15 protein-coding genes and 6 tRNA genes are annotated in these 18,051 nt (G+C 60.6%); 7 read left to right on the forward strand and 14 right to left on the reverse strand.

Going from position 1 to position 18,051, the window contains the following annotated elements; translation table 11 throughout:
* A partial coding sequence (locus BN1121_RS05195; RefSeq protein ID WP_082038227.1) for a YtjB family periplasmic protein occupies positions 1-639 on the reverse strand: 639 nt, incomplete at its 3' end.
* A 109-nt stretch (positions 640-748) separates the two neighbouring features.
* Between BN1121_RS05195 and serB the strand changes: the two genes are divergently transcribed.
* Positions 749-1,753 (forward strand): phosphoserine phosphatase SerB, encoded by a 1,005-nt coding sequence (gene serB / locus BN1121_RS05200; RefSeq protein ID WP_043156967.1) that lies wholly within the window; start codon positions 749-751, stop codon positions 1,751-1,753.
* A gap of 21 nt (positions 1,754-1,774) precedes the next feature.
* A complete protein-coding gene (locus BN1121_RS05205; RefSeq protein ID WP_005345971.1) occupies positions 1,775-2,674 on the forward strand; it encodes an alpha/beta fold hydrolase in 900 nt (299 codons plus the stop codon).
* Here BN1121_RS05205 and BN1121_RS05210 read toward each other — a convergent pair.
* Entirely contained in the window at positions 2,649-5,048 is a 2,400-nt protein-coding gene (locus BN1121_RS05210; protein WP_005345975.1) for a PilZ domain-containing protein, read from the reverse strand. The genes BN1121_RS05205 and BN1121_RS05210 overlap by 26 nt on opposite strands.
* Positions 5,049-5,154: 106 nt before the next feature.
* On the opposite strand from BN1121_RS05210, the gene radA reads away from it, so the two are divergent.
* The gene (gene radA / locus BN1121_RS05215; RefSeq protein WP_005345977.1) at positions 5,155-6,525 is read left to right on the forward strand and encodes a DNA repair protein RadA; all 1,371 of its coding nucleotides are present in this window, start codon (positions 5,155-5,157) and stop codon (positions 6,523-6,525) included.
* A gap of 34 nt (positions 6,526-6,559) precedes the next feature.
* Here the strand turns inward: radA and nhaC are convergent, their stop codons facing one another.
* Positions 6,560-7,960, reverse strand: a complete 1,401-nt coding sequence (gene nhaC, locus BN1121_RS05220) for a Na+/H+ antiporter NhaC (protein WP_043156926.1) — start codon at positions 7,958-7,960, stop codon at positions 6,560-6,562.
* 287 nt (positions 7,961-8,247) lie between these two features.
* Here nhaC and BN1121_RS05225 point away from each other — a divergent pair, with 287 nt between their 5' ends.
* Entirely contained in the window at positions 8,248-8,451 is a 204-nt protein-coding gene (locus BN1121_RS05225; protein WP_005345982.1) for a hypothetical protein, read from the forward strand.
* On the opposite strand, the gene BN1121_RS05230 is transcribed toward BN1121_RS05225, so the two are convergent.
* The 10 genes from BN1121_RS05230 to rsmC form a co-directional block, all read right to left on the reverse strand.
* Positions 8,452-8,718 (reverse strand): late competence development ComFB family protein, encoded by a 267-nt coding sequence (locus BN1121_RS05230; protein WP_005345984.1) that lies wholly within the window; start codon positions 8,716-8,718, stop codon positions 8,452-8,454.
* A gap of 88 nt (positions 8,719-8,806) precedes the next feature.
* Positions 8,807-8,892 (reverse strand) — tRNA-Leu (locus BN1121_RS05235).
* A 42-nt stretch (positions 8,893-8,934) separates the two neighbouring features.
* Positions 8,935-9,020, reverse strand: a tRNA-Leu gene (locus BN1121_RS05240).
* A gap of 42 nt (positions 9,021-9,062) precedes the next feature.
* Positions 9,063-9,148 (reverse strand) — tRNA-Leu (locus BN1121_RS05245).
* A 41-nt stretch (positions 9,149-9,189) separates the two neighbouring features.
* Positions 9,190-9,275: transfer RNA gene (locus BN1121_RS05250), tRNA-Leu, on the reverse strand.
* Positions 9,276-9,316: 41 nt separating this feature from the next.
* A tRNA-Leu gene (locus BN1121_RS05255) sits at positions 9,317-9,402 on the reverse strand.
* A 49-nt stretch (positions 9,403-9,451) separates the two neighbouring features.
* Positions 9,452-9,537, reverse strand: a tRNA-Leu gene (locus BN1121_RS05260).
* A 116-nt stretch (positions 9,538-9,653) separates the two neighbouring features.
* Positions 9,654-11,117: a glycogen synthase GlgA gene (gene glgA, locus BN1121_RS05265; protein ID WP_005345987.1), complete on the reverse strand. Its 1,464-nt coding sequence runs from the start codon at positions 11,115-11,117 to the stop codon at positions 9,654-9,656.
* Positions 11,107-12,324 carry a glucose-1-phosphate adenylyltransferase gene (gene glgC / locus BN1121_RS05270; RefSeq protein ID WP_005345989.1) on the reverse strand — a complete coding sequence of 406 codons (1,218 nt, stop codon included), beginning with the start codon at positions 12,322-12,324 and terminating at the stop codon, positions 11,107-11,109. Before glgC ends, glgA begins: the two co-directional genes overlap by 11 nt.
* Positions 12,325-12,458: 134 nt before the next feature.
* On the reverse strand, positions 12,459-13,484 hold the full coding sequence (rsmC, locus tag BN1121_RS05275) for a 16S rRNA (guanine(1207)-N(2))-methyltransferase RsmC (protein WP_005345992.1): 1,026 nt from the start codon (positions 13,482-13,484) through the stop codon (positions 12,459-12,461).
* Between the two features lie 283 nt (positions 13,485-13,767).
* Between rsmC and dapA the strand changes: the two genes are divergently transcribed.
* From dapA to BN1121_RS05290, 3 genes are all read left to right on the forward strand, one after another.
* Positions 13,768-14,646: a 4-hydroxy-tetrahydrodipicolinate synthase gene (gene dapA, locus BN1121_RS05280; protein WP_005345993.1), complete on the forward strand. Its 879-nt coding sequence runs from the start codon at positions 13,768-13,770 to the stop codon at positions 14,644-14,646.
* 91 nt (positions 14,647-14,737) lie between these two features.
* A complete protein-coding gene (locus BN1121_RS05285) occupies positions 14,738-16,372 on the forward strand; it encodes a GGDEF domain-containing protein (protein ID WP_005345996.1) in 1,635 nt (544 codons plus the stop codon).
* Between the two features lie 7 nt (positions 16,373-16,379).
* A complete protein-coding gene (locus tag BN1121_RS05290; RefSeq protein ID WP_005345997.1) occupies positions 16,380-17,489 on the forward strand; it encodes an HDOD domain-containing protein in 1,110 nt (369 codons plus the stop codon).
* Positions 17,490-17,559: 70 nt separating this feature from the next.
* Here the strand turns inward: BN1121_RS05290 and hfq are convergent, their stop codons facing one another.
* Positions 17,560-17,904 carry an RNA chaperone Hfq gene (gene hfq, locus BN1121_RS05295; protein ID WP_005345999.1) on the reverse strand — a complete coding sequence of 115 codons (345 nt, stop codon included), beginning with the start codon at positions 17,902-17,904 and terminating at the stop codon, positions 17,560-17,562.
* Positions 17,905-18,051: the final 147 nt, after the last annotated feature.

Consider the following 18,051-nt stretch of genomic DNA (forward strand, 5'->3'; position numbering starts at 1 on the left):
GGGCTCGCTGGGCTCGCTGGTTACGCTCTGGGGAGGCGTCGGCAACGTAGCGGTCGCGCTGCGTTTCCTGTGCTTGCGTACTCGCACATAGTTGCGGCGCACGCCAAAGGAGACGAGAAAGCCGGCCATTAACATCACCAGCAACATCAGTCGCTGTCGCTCCTGCTGGCGCAGCAGCTTCTCCTGCAACGGCTCCAGCAGTTGCTGCTCCTCTAGCGTGATACGCAGATAGCCCAGGGTATCGTCCCCCTTGCGGATCTCTTCGACGAAGGGCCTGCGCCCCTCGCTCTGCGGTGTGCGGTTATCGCTGCCGATGGGGAGCAGTGCCTCCAGGGGCAGGGCATTGCCAGACTGGGCGATGGGAACCCCGCGTCCGTCGTAGAGGGTCACGTCTGTGATGAGCGGATCGCGAGCCAGGTTATCGGCCAGCAGGGAGAGTTCGTCCTTGTTCTTCTCCTGCAACCAGCGGCTCATGTTGCGGGCGGCGTAGCCGACCAGCGCTTCGGCCTGTTCCCGGGCCTGGGCATGCAGGGCCTGCCGCTCACTGGCTTCGATGCTGAGCAGGGTGGTCAGTACCCAGGCACAGAGCAGGGCACCCAGAGTCAGGCTGAGGGTCCGTTTGAGGGGCTGATGGCGCACGCAGGCAACTCCGCTGACGGGGAAGAGTGGCGGGATCTTGGGGCTTGCCTGCGGAAAATGCAATACGCTACTCTGGCTCCACATTGATAGAGGGAACCCTTTGACCGTGATACGGATTTCAACCCTGCCTGCCTGTGTGCAGGCGTGGCCACAGGCCCTGGCCGCAGCACCTCTCTGGCGCCTCTCGCACGATGCGCTCCTGCCGCAGACGGACCCACTACAGGAGGCCTGGCTGGTCATCACCGGGGCTCATTTTAGCGCCGAACACCTGGCTTCTCTGGCCGCTATGCTGGGCCGGCACCAGGTGGAAGTATGTCTCTATCCACCGGCTGCCGCCTGTCGTCAGACCCTGCTGCTGGGGTGTGATCGCTTCTCGCCCGAATTGGTTCATTCCTTGCGTGAGGCGAGCTTTCCCTTCGAGGTCTGCCATCTGACCCACCTTCCGACCCTGACCGAGCCCGGTCTGCTGGTGATGGATATGGACTCCACCGCCATTCGTATCGAGTGTATCGACGAGATTGCCCGTCTCGCCGGGGTCGGGGATCAGGTCGCGGCGGTGACGGCTGCTGCCATGCAAGGGCAGCTGGAGTTTGCCGATAGCCTGCGCAACCGTGTGGCCCTGTTGGCCGGTGCCCCGGTCGGGATCCTCGATGAGGTGGTCGCTCACATGCCCTGGATGCCGGGTCTGGCCGAACTGGTCGAGACCCTGAAACAAGCGGGATGGCGGGTGGCCATCGCCTCGGGGGGCTTTACCCGTTTCGCCAGCGAACTGCAGCAGGCGCTTGGGCTCGATGCCATCTTCGCCAATGAGCTGGCGGTGGAGGATGGCAAGCTGACCGGTCAGGTGAGGGGGCCCATCGTCGATGCCACCGTCAAGGCCGAGGTGCTGACCCGACTGGGGGAGCAGTATGGCGTTGCACGGTCGCAGCGGGTCGCCGTCGGCGACGGCGCCAACGACTTGAAGATGATGGCCGCGGCTGGCCTGGGTATCGCCATCCATGCCAAGCCGGTGGTGCGTGCCCAGGCGGCGGCCAGCATAGAGCACCACGATCTGGACGGGGTGCTCAGCCTGTTACAGTCATCGGGCGCGGCCTCGCTGCGCTGGGACCGATAAGCGAGCGGCCAGGGAGGGCCTATGACACTGGAACAAGAATCCTGCTATGTGACCGTGGGTGAGCACACCCTGCATGTGCGCCGTATCGCGCCGGCAGTCCCGGTTCATGGTGAACCCGTGCTGATGGTGCACGGCGCCATCGAGAATGGGCGCATCTTCTACACAGAATCGGGCAAGGGGCTTGCCTGTTTTCTGGCCCGCCACGGATTTTGTGTCTATGTTGCCGATCTGCGTGGGCGTGGGGCGAGCCAGCCCTGCATCGCCAGTGAGGCGCAGCACGGTCAATTTGAGCTCATCACCGAAGATATCCCGGCCCTGCACGCCTGGGTGAGCGCGCGGCACGGAGGGGCCAGGGTGCACTGGATGGCTCACTCCTGGGGGGGCGTCATCATGGCGTCGACCCTGGTCCGTCTTCCGGCCCTCTGCGAGGGGGTCGCCTCACTGCTCTTCTTCGGTACCAAACGCGGGATCTCGATACAGGGGCCCGAGCGCTGGTTCAAGGTGGATCTGTTATGGAACCGCCTCGCCCCCTGGTTGGCGCGCCGGCAAGGCTTCTTCGCCGCCCGTCGCTACCGGATCGGGGCCGACGATGAGCCGCTGGCCTATCTGCAGGAGACGATTCCCTGGGTCAAGGGGGAGCCCTGGGTCGATCCGCGGGACGGGTTCGATTATCGCAGCGCTGCTCCCCGAGTCAGTTGGCCGCCACTTTGGATGATCGCGGCCAAGGCAGATCGGGTCTTGGGGCACCCGACCGACGTGCAACGTTTTCAGGACGAGATGGGGGCGCAGGGGCGCTTCACCTTGCTTTCGCGCACCAATGGCAATCGGCTGGATTACGACCATATCAACATGCTGACGGCGCCCCAGGCGACCGAGGATCACTTCCCCGCCATCCTCAACTGGCTGGATCGGGTGGCGTAATCCCCAGGGCAAACAGGGTGGCGGCCGTGGTGTCGATGATGTCACCCAGCCCCACCACGCTCCAGAGCTCTTCCTCAAGCTGGCGCGCCTTGTGGATCGCAAACTTGGCGATGTAGTCGAGCTCGTTGGCGATGAAGTTGGTATCGGGGCGACCGGTGCGAGAGATGGCTACCCTGACCGAGAAGAAGTGGCCGTCGGCGACGGCCCTGGCCACGAAGGCGTGGCGTTGCGCCTGGTCGGCGAAGGAGTCGACCGGGCGGCACTCGCTCTGGGGCAGCAGGCCCCCCTCTTTCCAGATATGGATGTAGACCTCCTGCTCGGCCGGTGCCTCTTCCCGCTGACGCTCGCGCAGTACCTCCAGCACCAGAGTCTTGTACATCTCGTCGCCCAGCAGAGGGGCGAGGTTGTCCATGCCCTCCTGCTCGGCGAAGGTGGTCAGCAGGGGATCGAGCCGCCTGGCCCGGGCACAACGACCCACCGCCGTGATCCGGGTGCCGCTCTTGAGCTTGTTCACATAGAAAGGAACGGTGAAGAGGTGATGGGTGTAGAGGTTACGCAGTGCGCGCGCCAGCCCACGATAGCGGCGCCCCTCCTGTACTGCCTTGAGCTTGTTCTGGTTGCTCTCGATCAGCAGGGTGAAGAATTGGCGTCCCACATGGCGCTCAGGCGCACCATCGATACAGAGATGCAGCACTGTGCCGCTGCCATTACTGCCCACGACCCGATAGGCCAGGCTGCGCAGGTCCATGCTCTTTGAGAGCTCTTGCAGGCTGGGCAGAGAGAGCGAGAGCACATCATCCTTCTGACAGTGGAGTCCCTCTTCGAGCTCGATCTGCAGGCCATGGGTCGAGATATCTCGCGTCCAGCCCAGGTGCTTCTTTCCGGCATAGCGCAGGACCACGGCCGTCTTGTGGCTGTAGCGGCGTTCCTTGCGTAGCTGGATATAGTGCAGCGTTTCCACTTCGAAGGGGTCGGCTTCGATCGGGTGGCCAAAACGCTGTAGCTCGTTGGCGTTTGACCCCTCTTTTGGCGAGAGTTGGTAGTCTTCCAGAGTAAGCTCGTTGTCGATCTGTTGCAGCATGCCGACATAGGCTATCTGCTTAAGACGCTGCTGTAACAGGCTATCTTGCGGGTTACCCTGCTCGCCGGGCAGCAGGCTGCTTATGTCGGCCTCGAGCTGATTACAGGGCTCCATGATGAGGCGATAGACACGCCAGCTCGGGCGACGGGCCCCCACTTGAAAGAAGAGATCCCGCAGACCGCTCTCGATGAGCTCTTCACGGGTGGCGGAGAAGAAGTAGATGTGGCTGCGTACCGAGTGGGTAAAGCTGTAGATCACCGTCTCTTTCGTGTGCTCGGGTTGTTTGAGCAGACGCTGCATCCGCAGGGCCGAGAAGAGCCCCCCCAGCATCTCCCGGTTGTGCTCGTCACGCCAGTACTCGAGGATGCTCTGGTTGTTCTCGGTACGCAGGGCCATCTCCAGACGAGGGGCATCACCGGTGCCGAAGAAGAGGGGAATGCCCCCCATGCGCGGCAGGTAATACTGCTCGTATCCCTTGATGATGGCGGCCGACAGCAGGTAGTCGACGCTCACCCGGTAGCGGCTCTTGTTGCTGTCGATGAAGCCACGCAGGAAGTCGTCAAACTCCCTGTTCTCCCCTAGACGCAGCAGGCGCAGCCAGATCTTGTCCTCGCGCCGGCTCTCCCCCAGGATCTGGTATTTGACCGGTTGATGCAGCACCGGGTGTGGATTCTCTCGCTCCAGCCCGGTGAAGTAGACCTCCAGTTCATCGCCGGGTAGGTAGGGAGGAAGGTGGGGAACCTGAACCCTGATGCCGCCGACCGAGAGATCCGAGGTCTTGGCAAATAGACGCTCACCGTCATGGGTCTTGAGCAGCACGGGCGAACTGAAGTGCATCCGCTCTTCCCGGCGGCCATAGTAGCTGGCAAACGTGACCCGTTTGACATCAAATTGGCGCAAGGGGCTCTCGGGGGGCTGCAGCTGAGCGGCCCCGTTGGCACTGAGGCGGCCGTTGGAGTGCTCCTTTTGCCAGTGGGTGAGCGCTTCAAAGACACCCAGGGTATATTGATCGCGATAGAGATAGCAGTGAGAGTTGAAGAGCGCCCAGGCTTCCGGCGGCATGGCATGTTGTATGCCCTTGTACTCGGCGATCTGGCAGAGCTCACCGAAGTGATCGCGCATGTCGATGACGCGCCTGCATGGGGTGCAGAGGCGGTTGATCTCCATTTTGATCAAGAAACGGCTGTTGCTACTCTCCTGATGGGTCACCCGCTCGAACAGATCGTCGAAGTCCGGTTCCCGCAACAGGGGGATCAACTGCTCTAGCAGCGTGTTATCGATATCGCGTTCCATGCCTGCCTGCTGCGAAATGAGTGATTCTTAGTCCAACGGCAATTTGATCTGCCAAGTGCAAACAAGTATATCAAGCATCGAAATATTCTGTCTTAGAGTTGTGACCATGGCCAAAAACAAGACTGCCTACGTATGTTCCGAATGTGGGGCCGATTTCAGCCGCTGGCAGGGCCAGTGCACCGAATGTAAGGAGTGGAACACCATCACAGAGGTGCGCCTCGGGGTGAGCACGCCGCGCGGCGGCGCCTCGGCCCGCCTGAGTGGTTATGCCGGCGCCGCCGGCAGCCGGGTGCAGACCCTGGCCGAGATCGCCACCACCGAGATCCCGCGCTTCACCTCCGGCTTCAAGGAGCTAGACCGGGTGCTGGGGGGCGGCGTGGTGCCGGGCTCAGCCATCCTTATTGGCGGTAATCCGGGGGCAGGCAAGTCGACGTTGTTGCTGCAGACCATGTGCGGCCTGGCCGAGCGGATGAAGACTCTGTACGTGACCGGGGAGGAATCCCTGCAACAGGTGGCGATGCGCGCCACGCGCCTCGGCCTGCCTACCGACAAGCTGCGCATGCTCTCCGAGACCTCGGTCGAGCAGATCTGCGTGATTGCCCAGCAGGAGCAGCCGCAGCTCATGGTCATCGACTCCATTCAGGTGATGCATGTGGCTGACGTGCAGTCGGCGCCGGGTTCGGTCTCCCAGGTGCGCGAAGCCGCCGCCCTGCTGACCCGCTACGCCAAGCAGAACAACGTGGCCATCTTCATGGTCGGCCACGTCACCAAGGACGGCACTCTGGCCGGCCCCAAGGTGCTCGAGCACTGCATCGACTGCTCCATCCTGCTCGACGGTGGTCATGACTCGCGCTTTCGCACCCTGCGCTCTCATAAGAACCGCTTCGGGGCGGTCAACGAGCTCGGCGTGTTCGCCATGACCGGGCAGGGGATGCGCGAGGTGAGCAATCCTTCCGCCATCTTCCTGAGCCGTGGCGAGGAGCAGTCCCCCGGCTCGGTGGTGATGGTGATCTGGGAAGGGACCCGTCCCCTGCTGGTGGAGCTGCAGGCGCTGGTGGACTACTCCCAGCTCTCCAACCCGCGACGGGTGGCGGTGGGGATGGATCACAATCGTCTCGCCATGCTGCTGGCGGTGCTGCACCGCCACGGCGGCCTGCAGATGGCTGACCAGGATGTCTTCATCAATGTGGTGGGGGGCGTCAAGGTGGAGGAGACCAGCGCCGACCTGGGCCTGCTGCTTGCCATGGTGTCGAGCTTTCGCGATCAACCCCTGGCGCGGGATCTGGTGGTATTCGGCGAGGTGGGGCTGTCGGGGGAGATACGCCCGGTCCCGTCCGGTCAGGAGCGGCTGCAGGAGGCCGCCAAGCACGGTTTCCGCCGTGCCATCGTGCCCTGGGCCAACGCACCCAAGTCCCCCATCGAGGGGATGGAGGTGGTGCCGGTCAAGAAACTGGCCGACGCCCTCGAGGCGTTGTGATGATGAAAAAGGCGCCCAAGGGCGCCTTTTACGTTTAGCGGGAGCTCGCGGCCTCGATGACCGGCGCCCGGTTCACTGCCTTGCCGAGGTAGGCGAGGGTGATGGTGACTATGATGCAAGTGAAGCTCAGCCACATGTAGGGCAGGTAGTCGAGGGTAGCAACTCCCAATACCCCGGCCATGAAGATGCCGTTGTCGCTCCAGGGCACCATGCCGCAGGTCAGGGTGCCGCCGAACTCGGCGTTGCGCGAGAGGTTCTTGCGCTGCAGGCCGAGGCGGTCGTAGTTCTTGGCCATGATCTTGGGGGTCAGGATCAGCGACACGTACATGGCGGAGCCGAACACGTTGGCCAGGAAGGCGGTGCCTATGGTGTGGCTGGTCAGGCTGCCGACGCTGTTGATGCGCTTCTCGAACGCGTTGGCGATCACCTCCAGCACTCCCACCTTCTCGAGCAAGCCACCGAAGCCCAGACCAAAGATGATCACGGCTACCGAACCGAGCATGGACTCCATGCCGCCGCGACCGAGGATGTTGTCGATGAAGGGCACGCCGGAGGTGATGCTGAACGGACTGTAGGCCGAGTGCAGTGCGCGTACCGGGTCCATATCCTGGAAGGCAATAGCCCAGATGAGGCCGAGCAGGGCGCCGAAACTGATCACCGGGAAGGCGGGCTTGCGGTTAGCCAACAGACCCAGCACCACTATGATGGGAACCAGGGCCAGCGGGGTGATGTTGAACTGCTGCTCCAGGGCCTGCATCACCAGGTCGACCTGCTCCAGGCTGACATTGCCGGCGTACTGCATGCCGACGACGGTGAACAGGGCGGCGGTGATGACATAAGAGAAGAGGCTGATGGGCAGCATCCCCTTGATGTGCTCCACCACGTCCACGTTGGACATGGTAGAGGCCAGCACTACAGAGTCGGAGAGGGGGGAGAGCTTGTCACCGAAGTAGACGCCAGAGAGCACGGCGCCCGCCACCAGGGGAGCCGGAATCCCCAGGCTGTGACCAATCCCCATCATGGCGATGCCGGCTGTGGCGGCAGAGCCCCAGGAGGTGCCGGTGGCCAGGGAGGTGAGGGAGCAGATGATCAGAGTGGCCAGCAGGAAGATGGATGGATGGATCACCTGAAGGCCGTAGTAGATGATGCTGGGGACTATGCCACCGGCAATCCAGGTGCCGACCAGGGCTCCCACGGAGACCAGGATAAGGATCGCCCCCATCCCCTTGGCAACGCCGTCGACGGCGGCCTGCTCGAGGGACTTATAGTCGTGTCCCAGCGTGATGCCTAGGCCCATGATGACAAACCAGGCGATGAACAGTGCCAGCTGGATCGGCAGATCGAGGAGGCTGGTGAAGGAAAATGCCAGGGCCAGGAAGATGGCCAGACAGGCCATTACCTGGTGCATTTTCGGTAATCGGATTTGGTTTTGCATAGATACTTCCTAACTCTTGCTCGCCAGGATCGGTCCCTGCTCGTTCCTGACGGGCAGTTCGCCCCGAGGGGCCGATCGTAAAATGAGGGCGCAATCTAGCATAAAAAGTCGTTGATAAAGGCAAAAAATCGTTGAGATAAGATCTGTTTCTGCCACTGTCTGTGTTTTTTTTGATCCAGCCCCTGTTCACCTCTGATCTCTCTTCTATCAACAAGGATGCGTACTTGCATCGGAACGAGAAATGATCTCAAATGATAATTGTTTCCATTTGATGGTGTAATTTCCCCATGAGACCCTTATTCACCCTGATCCTGTTGCTCGGCCTGGCGGCGCAACTACTGGCCGGGCGGCACCACCCCTATTGGCTGGCGTCGGCGGCATTTCTGCTGGCGGCCCTGATCATGACAGAGCCCAGACTGAGGTCCGGGCTCATACTGCTTCCCATCGGTGGGATGGCCGGGGTAGTCACGCTCTTGCTGATGCACCCCTGATCAGGTTGTACTTGAGTTGAGTACCTTGTCATGGGCGAGTGCGAGTGCATCCTTTACCTTGGTCGTCATCTCTTTGCGTTGTTCATCGGTGAGGAAGTAGATCATGTCCACATCGTGGCGAATGTAGTGGGCAGGCAAGTGGTTGAGCGTGATGCAGCAGAGGTCGGCCAGTTGATCCAGCGTCAGGCGTGAATCCAAGCCCTGTTCGCGGATGGCATTGAGAACCAGCTGTTCATAGAAGTTGTGGATGTCATTATCCAGTCTCATGGTGGGCTCCCGGAATAAGAAAGAGTCGACCACAAGCATAGCCAAAACGAAAAGGCCGCAACCTGAGGTTGCGGCCTTTTCTGAATGATGGTGCGAAGAGAGGGACTTGAACCCTCACGCCCGGGGGGCACTAACACCTGAAGCTAGCGCGTCTACCAATTCCGCCACCTTCGCACGAGTGTTTTCCAGTTAGATTTACATGCTCTGGAAGAAGCATGGTGCGAAGAGAGGGACTTGAACCCTCACGTCCGTGGGACACTAACACCTGAAGCTAGCGCGTCTACCAATTCCGCCACCTTCGCACATTGTGTTTCCAGTTATATTTACATGCTCTGGAAGAAGCATGGTGCGAAGAGAGGGACTTGAACCCTCACGTCCGTGGGACACTAACACCTGAAGCTAGCGCGTCTACCAATTCCGCCACCTTCGCACATTGTGTTTCCAGTTATATTTACATGCACTGGAGAAGCATGGTGCGAAGAGAGGGACTTGAACCCTCACGTCCGGGGGACACTAACACCTGAAGCTAGCGCGTCTACCAATTCCGCCACCTTCGCACATTGTGTTTCCAGTTATATTTACATGCTCTGGAGAAGCATGGTGCGAAGAGAGGGACTTGAACCCTCACGTCCGTGGGACACTAACACCTGAAGCTAGCGCGTCTACCAATTCCGCCACCTTCGCACATTGTGTTGCCGCTGAGATTAACATGCATCGGCCTGCATGGCAGTAATGGTGCGAAGAGAGGGACTTGAACCCTCACGTCCGGGGGACACTAACACCTGAAGCTAGCGCGTCTACCAATTCCGCCACCTTCGCATCGCTGCGGAGGGGCATTCTATAGAGTTTTCAAAGGTCGTCAACAGCAAGCAGTGACTTTCTTCGCTCTTGGTCGGGTTTTTTGCGCCAATGGTTCAAATGTTGTACGTAACCCCTCATACCACCTTCGCCAGGGCCGCCCGGTACATGATCTCGTATTGTTTGACCGACGCTCCCCAGCAGAAGCGGGTGAGCATGGCGTTACGCTGCATGCGCTTGAACTCTTCAGGCTCTTGGAGGAAGAAGAGCAGGCTGCGGCGCAGGGTATCGAGCAGGGCACCTGCGTTGGGCTCGACAAAGCAGAAGCCATTGGCACGCAGGGGATCCTGGTTGAGGTCGATCACAGTGTCTTTGAGCCCCCCCACGGCGCGCACCAGCGGCAGGGTGCCATAGGCCAGGCTGTACATCTGATTCAGGCCGCACGGCTCGAACAAAGAGGGCATCAGGAAGAAGTCGGCCCCCGCCTCGACCAGATGGGCGAGGCGGTTATCGTAAGTGTTGAGAAACACCAGGCGGCCTGGGTGGCGTTCGGCCAAGTGAGTCAGCTGCTGAGCCAGCAGGGGATCGCCGGTACCGACAATGACCACCTGGACCCTGTGCTGGAGGAATTTTTCCAGCGCGGGGATGAGCAGGGGAACCCCTTTTTGCTCCGTTAACCGGCAGATCATGCCGTAGATGGCGACAGGGGACTCTGCCAGACCGAGTTCCTGCTGCAACTGGCGGCGACAGATCCCCTTGCCGCCCAGATCGTCGACGTGGTAGGTCGCGGGCAGGTAGTGGTCGGTGGCCGGATCCCAGTCCCGGTAGTCACAGCCGTTAATGATGCCGCACAGATCGTCGGCACGGGCGTGAAAGGCCTGTGCCATGCCGTGGGCGCCGAGATGAGTGAGCAGCTCCTGGGCATAGTTGGGGCTGACCGCGTTGATCTTGTCGGCGAAGCAGACCCCGCAGCGCAGGAAGTTGACTGGCGCACCGACCGGTTGCCCAACCCGACCGTAGTTCTCGAGCACCTCGGGGACCATCCAGAGCTGCCCGTGATCGAAGATGCCCTGGAAGGCCGCATTGTGGATGCTAATGACGCTGCGGGTACCATCGAAGAAGCGGGAATGGGCATAACGGGTCCGCAGCAACATAGGCAGCAGTCCGGTATGCCAATCGTTGCAGTGGATGATGTGGGGGCGAAACCCGGTGACTTCACAGCTGTGGAGGGCCGCGGCGCAGAAGAAGGCGAAGCGGGCGCCGTTGTCATCGTAAGCCTGGTTATTCTCGGCATAGAGCTGCTCGCGCTCGAAGAAGCGTGGGCAGTCGATGAGATAGAGCATCAGCCCATCTTGTTGCAGGCGCAGGATGCGATAGGGAATGGGGTCACCCTCAGGCACTATCAGTTGGGTCGTGGCGAGCAGGGTCGCCTTCTCCCTGTGTTTCATGCTTTGGTAGTAGGGCATCACCACGATGACGTCGTGGCCCTGTTCGGTCAGGCTGAGGGGCAGCGCCCTGGCGACATCGGCGAGACCACCTGTCTTGGCAAACCCTTCTACTTCCGAGGCAACAAACAGGATCTTCAGGGGATCAGTAACCAACTCTTGCTCCTTTGGGAACCACGACGATGCCACCTTCAGAGACGGTGAATCGTTCTCTGTCATGGTCGAGATTTTCACCGATCACCGTACCCGGTGCAATTTCAACATTTTTGTCGATGATGGTGCGACGTATGACACACCCTTCACCAATCTTGGCATCCCCGAGCAGGACCGATTCGCTGATGTGGCTGCAGGCGCCGATGTTGCAGCGAAAGCCCAGTATGCTGCGCTCTATGGTGCTGCCCTGAATGAGGCAACCACCGGCTATCAGGGCATTGGCAATCTTCACCTTGCAATGGTCCGTATCGACAAAGGTGGCCGGTGGCAGGGGGGGGTAGTAGGTGTGCAGTGGCCACTTGCGGTTGTAGAGGGAGAAGAGGGGCTCGTCAGCCACCAAATCCATGTGCGCCTGCCAGTACGCATCCAGCGTGCCCACATCGCGCCAGTACACCCGCCCCGGCTCACCCGGGATCACGTTGGTGCTGTAGTCATAGACATAGACGGGGGCGCGTGGGAAGAGATCCGGGATGATGTCTTTGCCAAAGTCGTGGCTCGACTCTTCCCGGGCGGCATCCAACTTGAGTTCACGATAGAGGGTCTGGGTCTCGAAGAGATAGTTACCCATGGAGACCAGCGCCCAGTCCGGATCGCCGGGTATCGGTTTGGGGTGCTTGGGCTTCTCCTGAAAGCCGATCATCCTCCCCTCGGCATCCACCTCAATCACACCGAAGGCGCTCGCTTCGTGGATCGGCATGCGCAGGGCCGCGACTGTCATGGCCGCCTGCTTCTGCTTGTGAAACGCCACCATCTGGCCCACGTCCATCTTGTAGATATGGTCCGAGCCGAAGATGGCTACGTGGTCGGGATCGGAGAGTTCGATGAAGCGCAGGTTTTGATAGATGGCGTCGGCGGTGCCGTCATACCAGCGCTTGCCCATACGCATCTGGGCAGGGATGGGGTCGATGAAGCGATCCGTGATGCCGACCAGGTTCCACCCCTTTTTCATATGCAGGTAGAGGGACTGAGACTTGAACTGGGTCAGTACATAGATGCGCAGGAAGTCGGCATTGACGAAGTTGTTGAGGACAAAGTCGATGAGACGGTAGCTGCCACCGAAAGGGACCGAGGGCTTGCTGCGAGTGGTGGTAAGAGGCTGCAAGCGTGTTCCTTCTCCTCCTGCCAATACCATAGCGAGTAGTCCTGCCATCTCTTTTCCCCCTGCTTCCTGCTGAAAAGGTTTTCATCTCGGTTCTAAAAATTACCCCTTGCGGGGTAATTGAGCGAATATTTAGTACTTTATCAGATCTCATTTCCGGCTGGCTATCGGGTGAGCGTTTTTCTTCATTGATGGCAGTGATAGATCCGGAATCGTTTGTCATCGGCCATTATGTCGGCGTGTTTGAAACTCTGTTGCAGTATAGGTTGATAGCGCAGGAAGGCGTTGGCGACTATGGTCAGGGCGCCGCGCGGCTGTAAGTGCCTGCGGGCATCGGCCAAAAAGGTCTCGGTGGCGGCATAGAAGGTCTTGAGCCCCGCATGGAAGGGGGGGTTGGAGATGATATGGGTGTAGGGGCCCTGGATGTCGGAATAGACATCGGAGGCACAGACTTTGGCGCTGACGCCGTTGGCGGCCAGGGTGCGGCGGCTCGATTCCAGGGCGAGGGCGTTGATATCCACCAGCTCCAGTTGAAGGTCGGGATAGCGTGCACCCATGGTGCAGCCGAGCACCCCGGCGCCACAACCGAAGTCGAGCACGCGGCCACTCAGAGGAGGCAGATGATCCAGCAGCAGGCGGGAGCCGTTGTCGAGCTCTGCTGCGCTGAAGACGCCGGGCAGGGCATGGATCTCCAGGGCCTGTCCCCCCAGCTCACACCGGTATCGCCCCACCCATTGTTCGATGTCGAAGGGAGAGACGGCCTTGCTCAGCTCCGCGTGGTAGAGGGAGGCGCGGCGCGCCGAATCGCGCTTGATGGGCTTGTCCGCATAGGGGGCGAGCAGCTTGTCGGCACCGTTTATGCCGCCCTTGTTGTCGCCGGCGACCAGCAGGTCGGCGTCCGCTGTCAGGAGAGGCGCCGCCATCGCCATCAGATATTGGGCTTCTTGCTTGGCCTTGGGGAGTAGCAGCAGCAGCGCATCGTAGCGAGCATCGCAGGCGAACTGGTGCCCGAATACGATCCTCTCTCCCAGCTGTGGCTGGTAGCGGCGATAGTAGCTGTAATCGGTGGTGAAGGCGGTCATGGCGGCGACATGAGGGCGCAGCAGGAGCGGCAAGTCATCGTCCAGCAGGCCGCAGACGAGCAACTGCTTTCCGGCGAAAAGCTCCAGGTTACGCTCCAACATTTCACTGACATTGCTCAGGCTGCTCATGACATCTCTCCGCATTGAGGGGCGCTTATTATACATGGCTTGCAGGTATTGACATTTCGAGCGCCTTGCCAAAAGATGCGGAAAGCTGATTTTTGAGCAGGAAGTGTCCATGATTGTTTGCGCATTGAAACGAAAGCCATTGAAAGCCCTGAAAAAATTGGGGCCGGCCAGGTTGCGCGCATAAATCCCGAGTCTTGCTTCATCATATTGACCCCGGTCGCGCCACAGGCAGACCGGGGTTTTTGTTTACCCCGATTATCTCTACACCTGACAAGGAGTTTGCATGTTTCAAGGATCGATAGTTGCCCTGATCACCCCGTTTCGAGATGGCCAGTTAGACGAGGCGGCGCTGCGGCGATTGGTGGAGTGGCATGTAGAGCAGGGGACCCATGGCATAGTGCCGGTGGGCACCACGGGGGAGAGCCCGACTCTGACCCACGACGAGCACTGCCGGGTGATCGCGCTGGTGGTCGAGCAGGTGGCAGGCCGGATCCCGGTGATCGCCGGCGCCGGCTCCAATAACCCGGTCGAGGCTATCGAGTACACTCGCTACGCCGAGCAGGCCGGTGCCGATGCCACCCTGCATGTGGCCGGTTACTACAACCGCCCGAATCAGGAAGGGCTCTACCATCACTTTAAGGCAGTGCATGACGCCACCGAGCTGCCCATCATCCTCTACAACATCCCGCCGCGTGCGATCGTTGACATCCAGCCCCAGACCATGGCTCGCCTGGCCGAGTTGCCGCGCATCGTCGGTGTGAAGGATGCCACCGGCGATCTCTCCCGCCCCTGGACCGAGCGGCAGCTGATCAAGAAGCCCTTCACCTGGCTCTCGGGCGAAGATGCCACTGCGGTCGCCTACAACATCGGCGGTGGTACGGGTTGCATCTCGGTGACGGCTAACGTGGCGCCCAAGTTGGTGGCCGAGGTGCAAAATCTGACCCTGGCCGGGCGCTGGGAAGAGGCGCGTGCGCTGCAAGACCGACTGATCCCGCTGCACCAGGCCATGTTTGCCGAGCCGAGCCCGGCTGGCGCCAAGTATGCAGTCTCATTGCTTGGCATGTGCAGCGAGGAGTGCCGCCTTCCGGTGATGCCCCTGAGCACCGCCACCAAGGAGCGGATCCGTCAGGTCATGCTCGATCTGGATCTGCTTGAAAAATAATGCGGTATAGATCGTATTTTGAGTGACCAAACCAGAATCGGGTTTCGAAAGAGACTAAACTCCCGCTGTTTTAAGCTGGGAGCATGACACTATGCAGGAGTGGGTACCGGAGGAGTACAGCAGCCTGGAGGAGCTCTGTACTGTCGTGCTGGGCGCCATTCGTGAGAAAACCGATGCCCATCTGGTGGGGTTGGTGCTGCTGGCTCCCCAGCAGCGCCAGCTCTGGCTGACCCACTCCGGGGGGCTGGTCGAGCAGTGTCCGGCGGGGAGCGCATATCCCCCTGCCGGTTTTCTGGAATCCTCCCTGAGCAACGGTAGCCTGCGCTGTGAGACCTTCGATACGCTGCAGAACGAGCTGGATGAGGTCGAAAGGCCGCTCAGTCTCATACGTTGTGCCATTCCCCTCAAGCGGACCGAACAGCTCCAGTGCGCCATCTATCTCGAGACTCGTCGCCGCGTGGATCGCTTTGCCGCCAGCCAGCGTTATCCGCTGCAACTGCTGGCCCACTATCTGGCGGCCGAGCTGGAAACCCGTTTCCTCAGTGGTTGTATCGATGAAGAGCGTGATCTGCTACGCCATGCGCGGCGCGATCTCGATCTCAGCTTGCAGGTGCAAGAGACTTTTTTGAATCTACTTCGCTCCCTGCATGAGGTGAGCGTGCATCTGGCCGGTTGTGGCAGTGAGCGCGAGCTGTTGCGTGAAGCCGTGTTGCAGGCGCGCGGCAAGCTGCAGATCGATAGGCTGGCCATCTTCCTCATCGATGAGGAGCGCCGCATCATGCGGGGAACCTGGGGGACCGACGAATTCGGCAACCTCACCGATGAATCCACCTATGTCAGCGCCATTCCCGACCATCCAGTGGTCCAGCAGGCGCTGAGCAGCAAGGACTATGTGGTGCTGCGCGACGATGTGCCGCTCTACTATGAGCACAGGGTGGTAGGCCATGGCTGGAATGCCATGGTCTCCCTCTGGCATGACGAGCGTCCCATCGGTTGGATTGCGGCCGATAACCTGCTGCACGGTCGACCGGCCAAGAATTACTACTGCGAGATCTTCAAACAGTTCGCCGCCAGCCTCTCTCAACTGTTGATCCGTCAGCGGACCGAAGAGGCACTGCGGCGCCTCAACCAGGAGCTGGAGCTGCGGGTGTGCGAGCGAACGCGTGAGTTGGCGCAGGCCAATCAGGCCCTGGCGCTGGCGAATCGGCAGCTCGAGGCGATGAGCCTGGAAGATCCGTTGACCGAGATCGCCAACCGTCGGCACTGGGATCTCTTTCTCTCCGGCTCCTGGGATCGGGCGCGCCGCGATGGCTGCCGGTTGGCGGTGCTGATGCTGGATGTGGATGAGTTCAAGGCCTACAACGATTCCCTTGGGCATCCCCAGGGCGATCGCTGCCTGCGCCAGCTCGCCCAACTGCTGCACCGCTGCGAGCGGCGCAGGGCCAATCTGGTGGCCCGTTACGGTGGTGAGGAATTCGCCATCCTGCTCTATGCCCCTTCCCCCGGGGAAGCCGAGTGCCTTGCCGAGCGGATCCACCGGGAGATCCGGCACCTTGCGATACCTCATCCCGGCTCCCGAGTTGCCGATTTCGTCACAGTCAGCATAGGCTTCAGTTATGTGACCCCCCTCAGCGGTGACGATTGGCGGAGTCTTATGAATCAGGCCGATCAGGCGCTCTATAGTGCGAAGCAGGCTGGGAGGGCGCAAAGCTTCTCGTTTGAGTGAGGTAGCTATGCTGATCCGTCGTTTCCCGGTCTTTAATCGTCGTCTCGGTTTGGTGGCTTATGGCCTGGATTATCCCCGCCAGGAGCTGCAGGAGCGAGACTGGGAGTGGTTGGTCACCCATACCCGGCTCATGGCGCAAGGCCGGCAGTATTTACTCTCTTTTTCCTATCAGGCGCTCGATGAGCAGCGCCCCCTGTTGTTTGACGCCGACCTGATTCCCCTGATCCAGGCCAGCTCCGAGCGACTGCCCGCCTCGTTTCCCGTATTGCAGGAGTGGCGTGTTCGCCGCCGCCGTCTGGCAGTCCACCGCGCCCGGATCCATGAGCGCTGGCAGGCGATAGCACAGCTGCATGTCTTTGAACTCGGTGAGGAGGGGTGCAGCGAACCGGGCGACCAGAAACGGCTGGTGATGGGGATATGTGCCTGGCAAGACTTCATCCCGCTGCGCGATGCGGGGGTCGACTTCTTTGCGGGGGCATTTCTCGATCGCCCCATGTTGATCCACCGGCGGGAGGATGAGCCGGATCAGCATGTGGTGCAGGAGATACTGCAGTTGATCTGCCTGGAGGGGTTCTCGTTTCCCAAGGTAGCGACGCTGCTGGAAAAAGACACCTTCCTGCCGGGACAGCTGCTGGGCTATGTCAACTCATCGGGCTTTGAGCATGTGACCCCGATTACCTCCATCGCCAGGGCATTCTCCTATCTGGGAGAGGAGGAGCTGCGCAAGTTTGTGCTGGTCTACGGGCTGGCGCGCCAGAGCCGTCATCTGCCCGAGGTGTGCAGCCGGATGGCTATCTCCAAGGGGCGCTTCTGTGAGCTGCTTGCCGAGCGTTATCTGCAGGGGGAGGGGAGGAGCTGGGCCTTTCTGGTGGGGATTGCCATGGAGAGGGAGTTGCTGCCGGCGCATCTGTTTGGACAGCTACCCGCCACGGTGCGACAGGCGATGGAAGAGCGTCGGGGGCCCCTCTTCGAGCTGTACCGTCTGGTGGATGCCTATGACCACGGCCATTGGGAAGCGCTCAAGACCCTCTGCCTTCCCTTTGGCATGTCGCCCGTTGCGCTGGTCACGCCCTATCTGCAGGCACTGCAGTGGAGTCACTCGTTTCCCCTTACCTGACAGCGAGTCGGGGAGGATGGCCGAGGTGATGCCCCGTTGCCGGCGGGAACTGCGGCAACGGGGATGAAGCTTACTGGTCGCTACCCTCGTCGCTGCGGGAGGAACCATAGGGGCGCGGTGCCATGGTCACGCGCGGCTTGCGAGCACGCTGAATGTTGACCTGGGGGCGACCGGAGTGCATGGCAATGGTGGAGATCTTGGCCTTGTAGACCAGCTGCTGGTTACCGTGGGCGTCGGTTAACAGTACGCTGTACTGGTCAAAACCGCTGATGATACCTTCCAGCTTGATGCCGCTGACCAGAAAGATGGCGACCGGAGTACGGTTCTTGCGGAGCCAGTTGAGGGCAGAATCCTGACCATTACCCAGGGAAAATGCCTGTTCAATGGTGGAGTAGCTGGGGGATTCGGTTGTCATAAGTTATTGTCCCGCGGAAAAAATGGAAGTGGCGCTTGATTGTGCAAAATGGTCTGGGGCTTGTCAAAGCCAATCTGGGGGGACATGACCGCCGCGCCAGCCCTGCTATCTCTGCCTTCATGCTGGTTTGCCGACCCTATCACTGCG

Origin of the sequence: Aeromonas diversa CDC 2478-85 (assembly GCF_000819805.1) — a bacterium.
GTDB classification, from domain to species: Bacteria; Pseudomonadota; Gammaproteobacteria; order Enterobacterales; family Aeromonadaceae; genus Aeromonas; species Aeromonas diversa.

What these genes read in the sequence shown, in the direction of transcription:
- BN1121_RS05230 (WP_005345984.1), bottom strand. Translation starts at nt 8,718, where the DNA reads ATGAGACTGGATAATGACATCCACAACTTCTATGAACAGCTGGTTCTC.
- nhaC (WP_043156926.1), bottom strand. Translation starts at nt 7,960, where the DNA reads ATGCAAAACCAAATCCGATTACCGAAAATGCACCAGGTAATGGCCTGT.
- BN1121_RS05210 (WP_005345975.1), bottom strand. Translation starts at nt 5,048, where the DNA reads ATGGAACGCGATATCGATAACACGCTGCTAGAGCAGTTGATCCCCCTG.
- hfq (WP_005345999.1), bottom strand. Translation starts at nt 17,904, where the DNA reads ATGACAACCGAATCCCCCAGCTACTCCACCATTGAACAGGCATTTTCC.
- BN1121_RS05225 (WP_005345982.1), top strand. Translation starts at nt 8,248, where the DNA reads ATGAGACCCTTATTCACCCTGATCCTGTTGCTCGGCCTGGCGGCGCAA.
- rsmC (WP_005345992.1), bottom strand. Translation starts at nt 13,484, where the DNA reads ATGAGCAGCCTGAGCAATGTCAGTGAAATGTTGGAGCGTAACCTGGAG.
- glgC (WP_005345989.1), bottom strand. Translation starts at nt 12,324, where the DNA reads ATGGCAGGACTACTCGCTATGGTATTGGCAGGAGGAGAAGGAACACGC.
- BN1121_RS05285 (WP_005345996.1), top strand. Translation starts at nt 14,738, where the DNA reads ATGCAGGAGTGGGTACCGGAGGAGTACAGCAGCCTGGAGGAGCTCTGT.
- BN1121_RS05290 (WP_005345997.1), top strand. Translation starts at nt 16,380, where the DNA reads ATGCTGATCCGTCGTTTCCCGGTCTTTAATCGTCGTCTCGGTTTGGTG.
- radA (WP_005345977.1), top strand. Translation starts at nt 5,155, where the DNA reads ATGGCCAAAAACAAGACTGCCTACGTATGTTCCGAATGTGGGGCCGAT.
- dapA (WP_005345993.1), top strand. Translation starts at nt 13,768, where the DNA reads ATGTTTCAAGGATCGATAGTTGCCCTGATCACCCCGTTTCGAGATGGC.
- BN1121_RS05205 (WP_005345971.1), top strand. Translation starts at nt 1,775, where the DNA reads ATGACACTGGAACAAGAATCCTGCTATGTGACCGTGGGTGAGCACACC.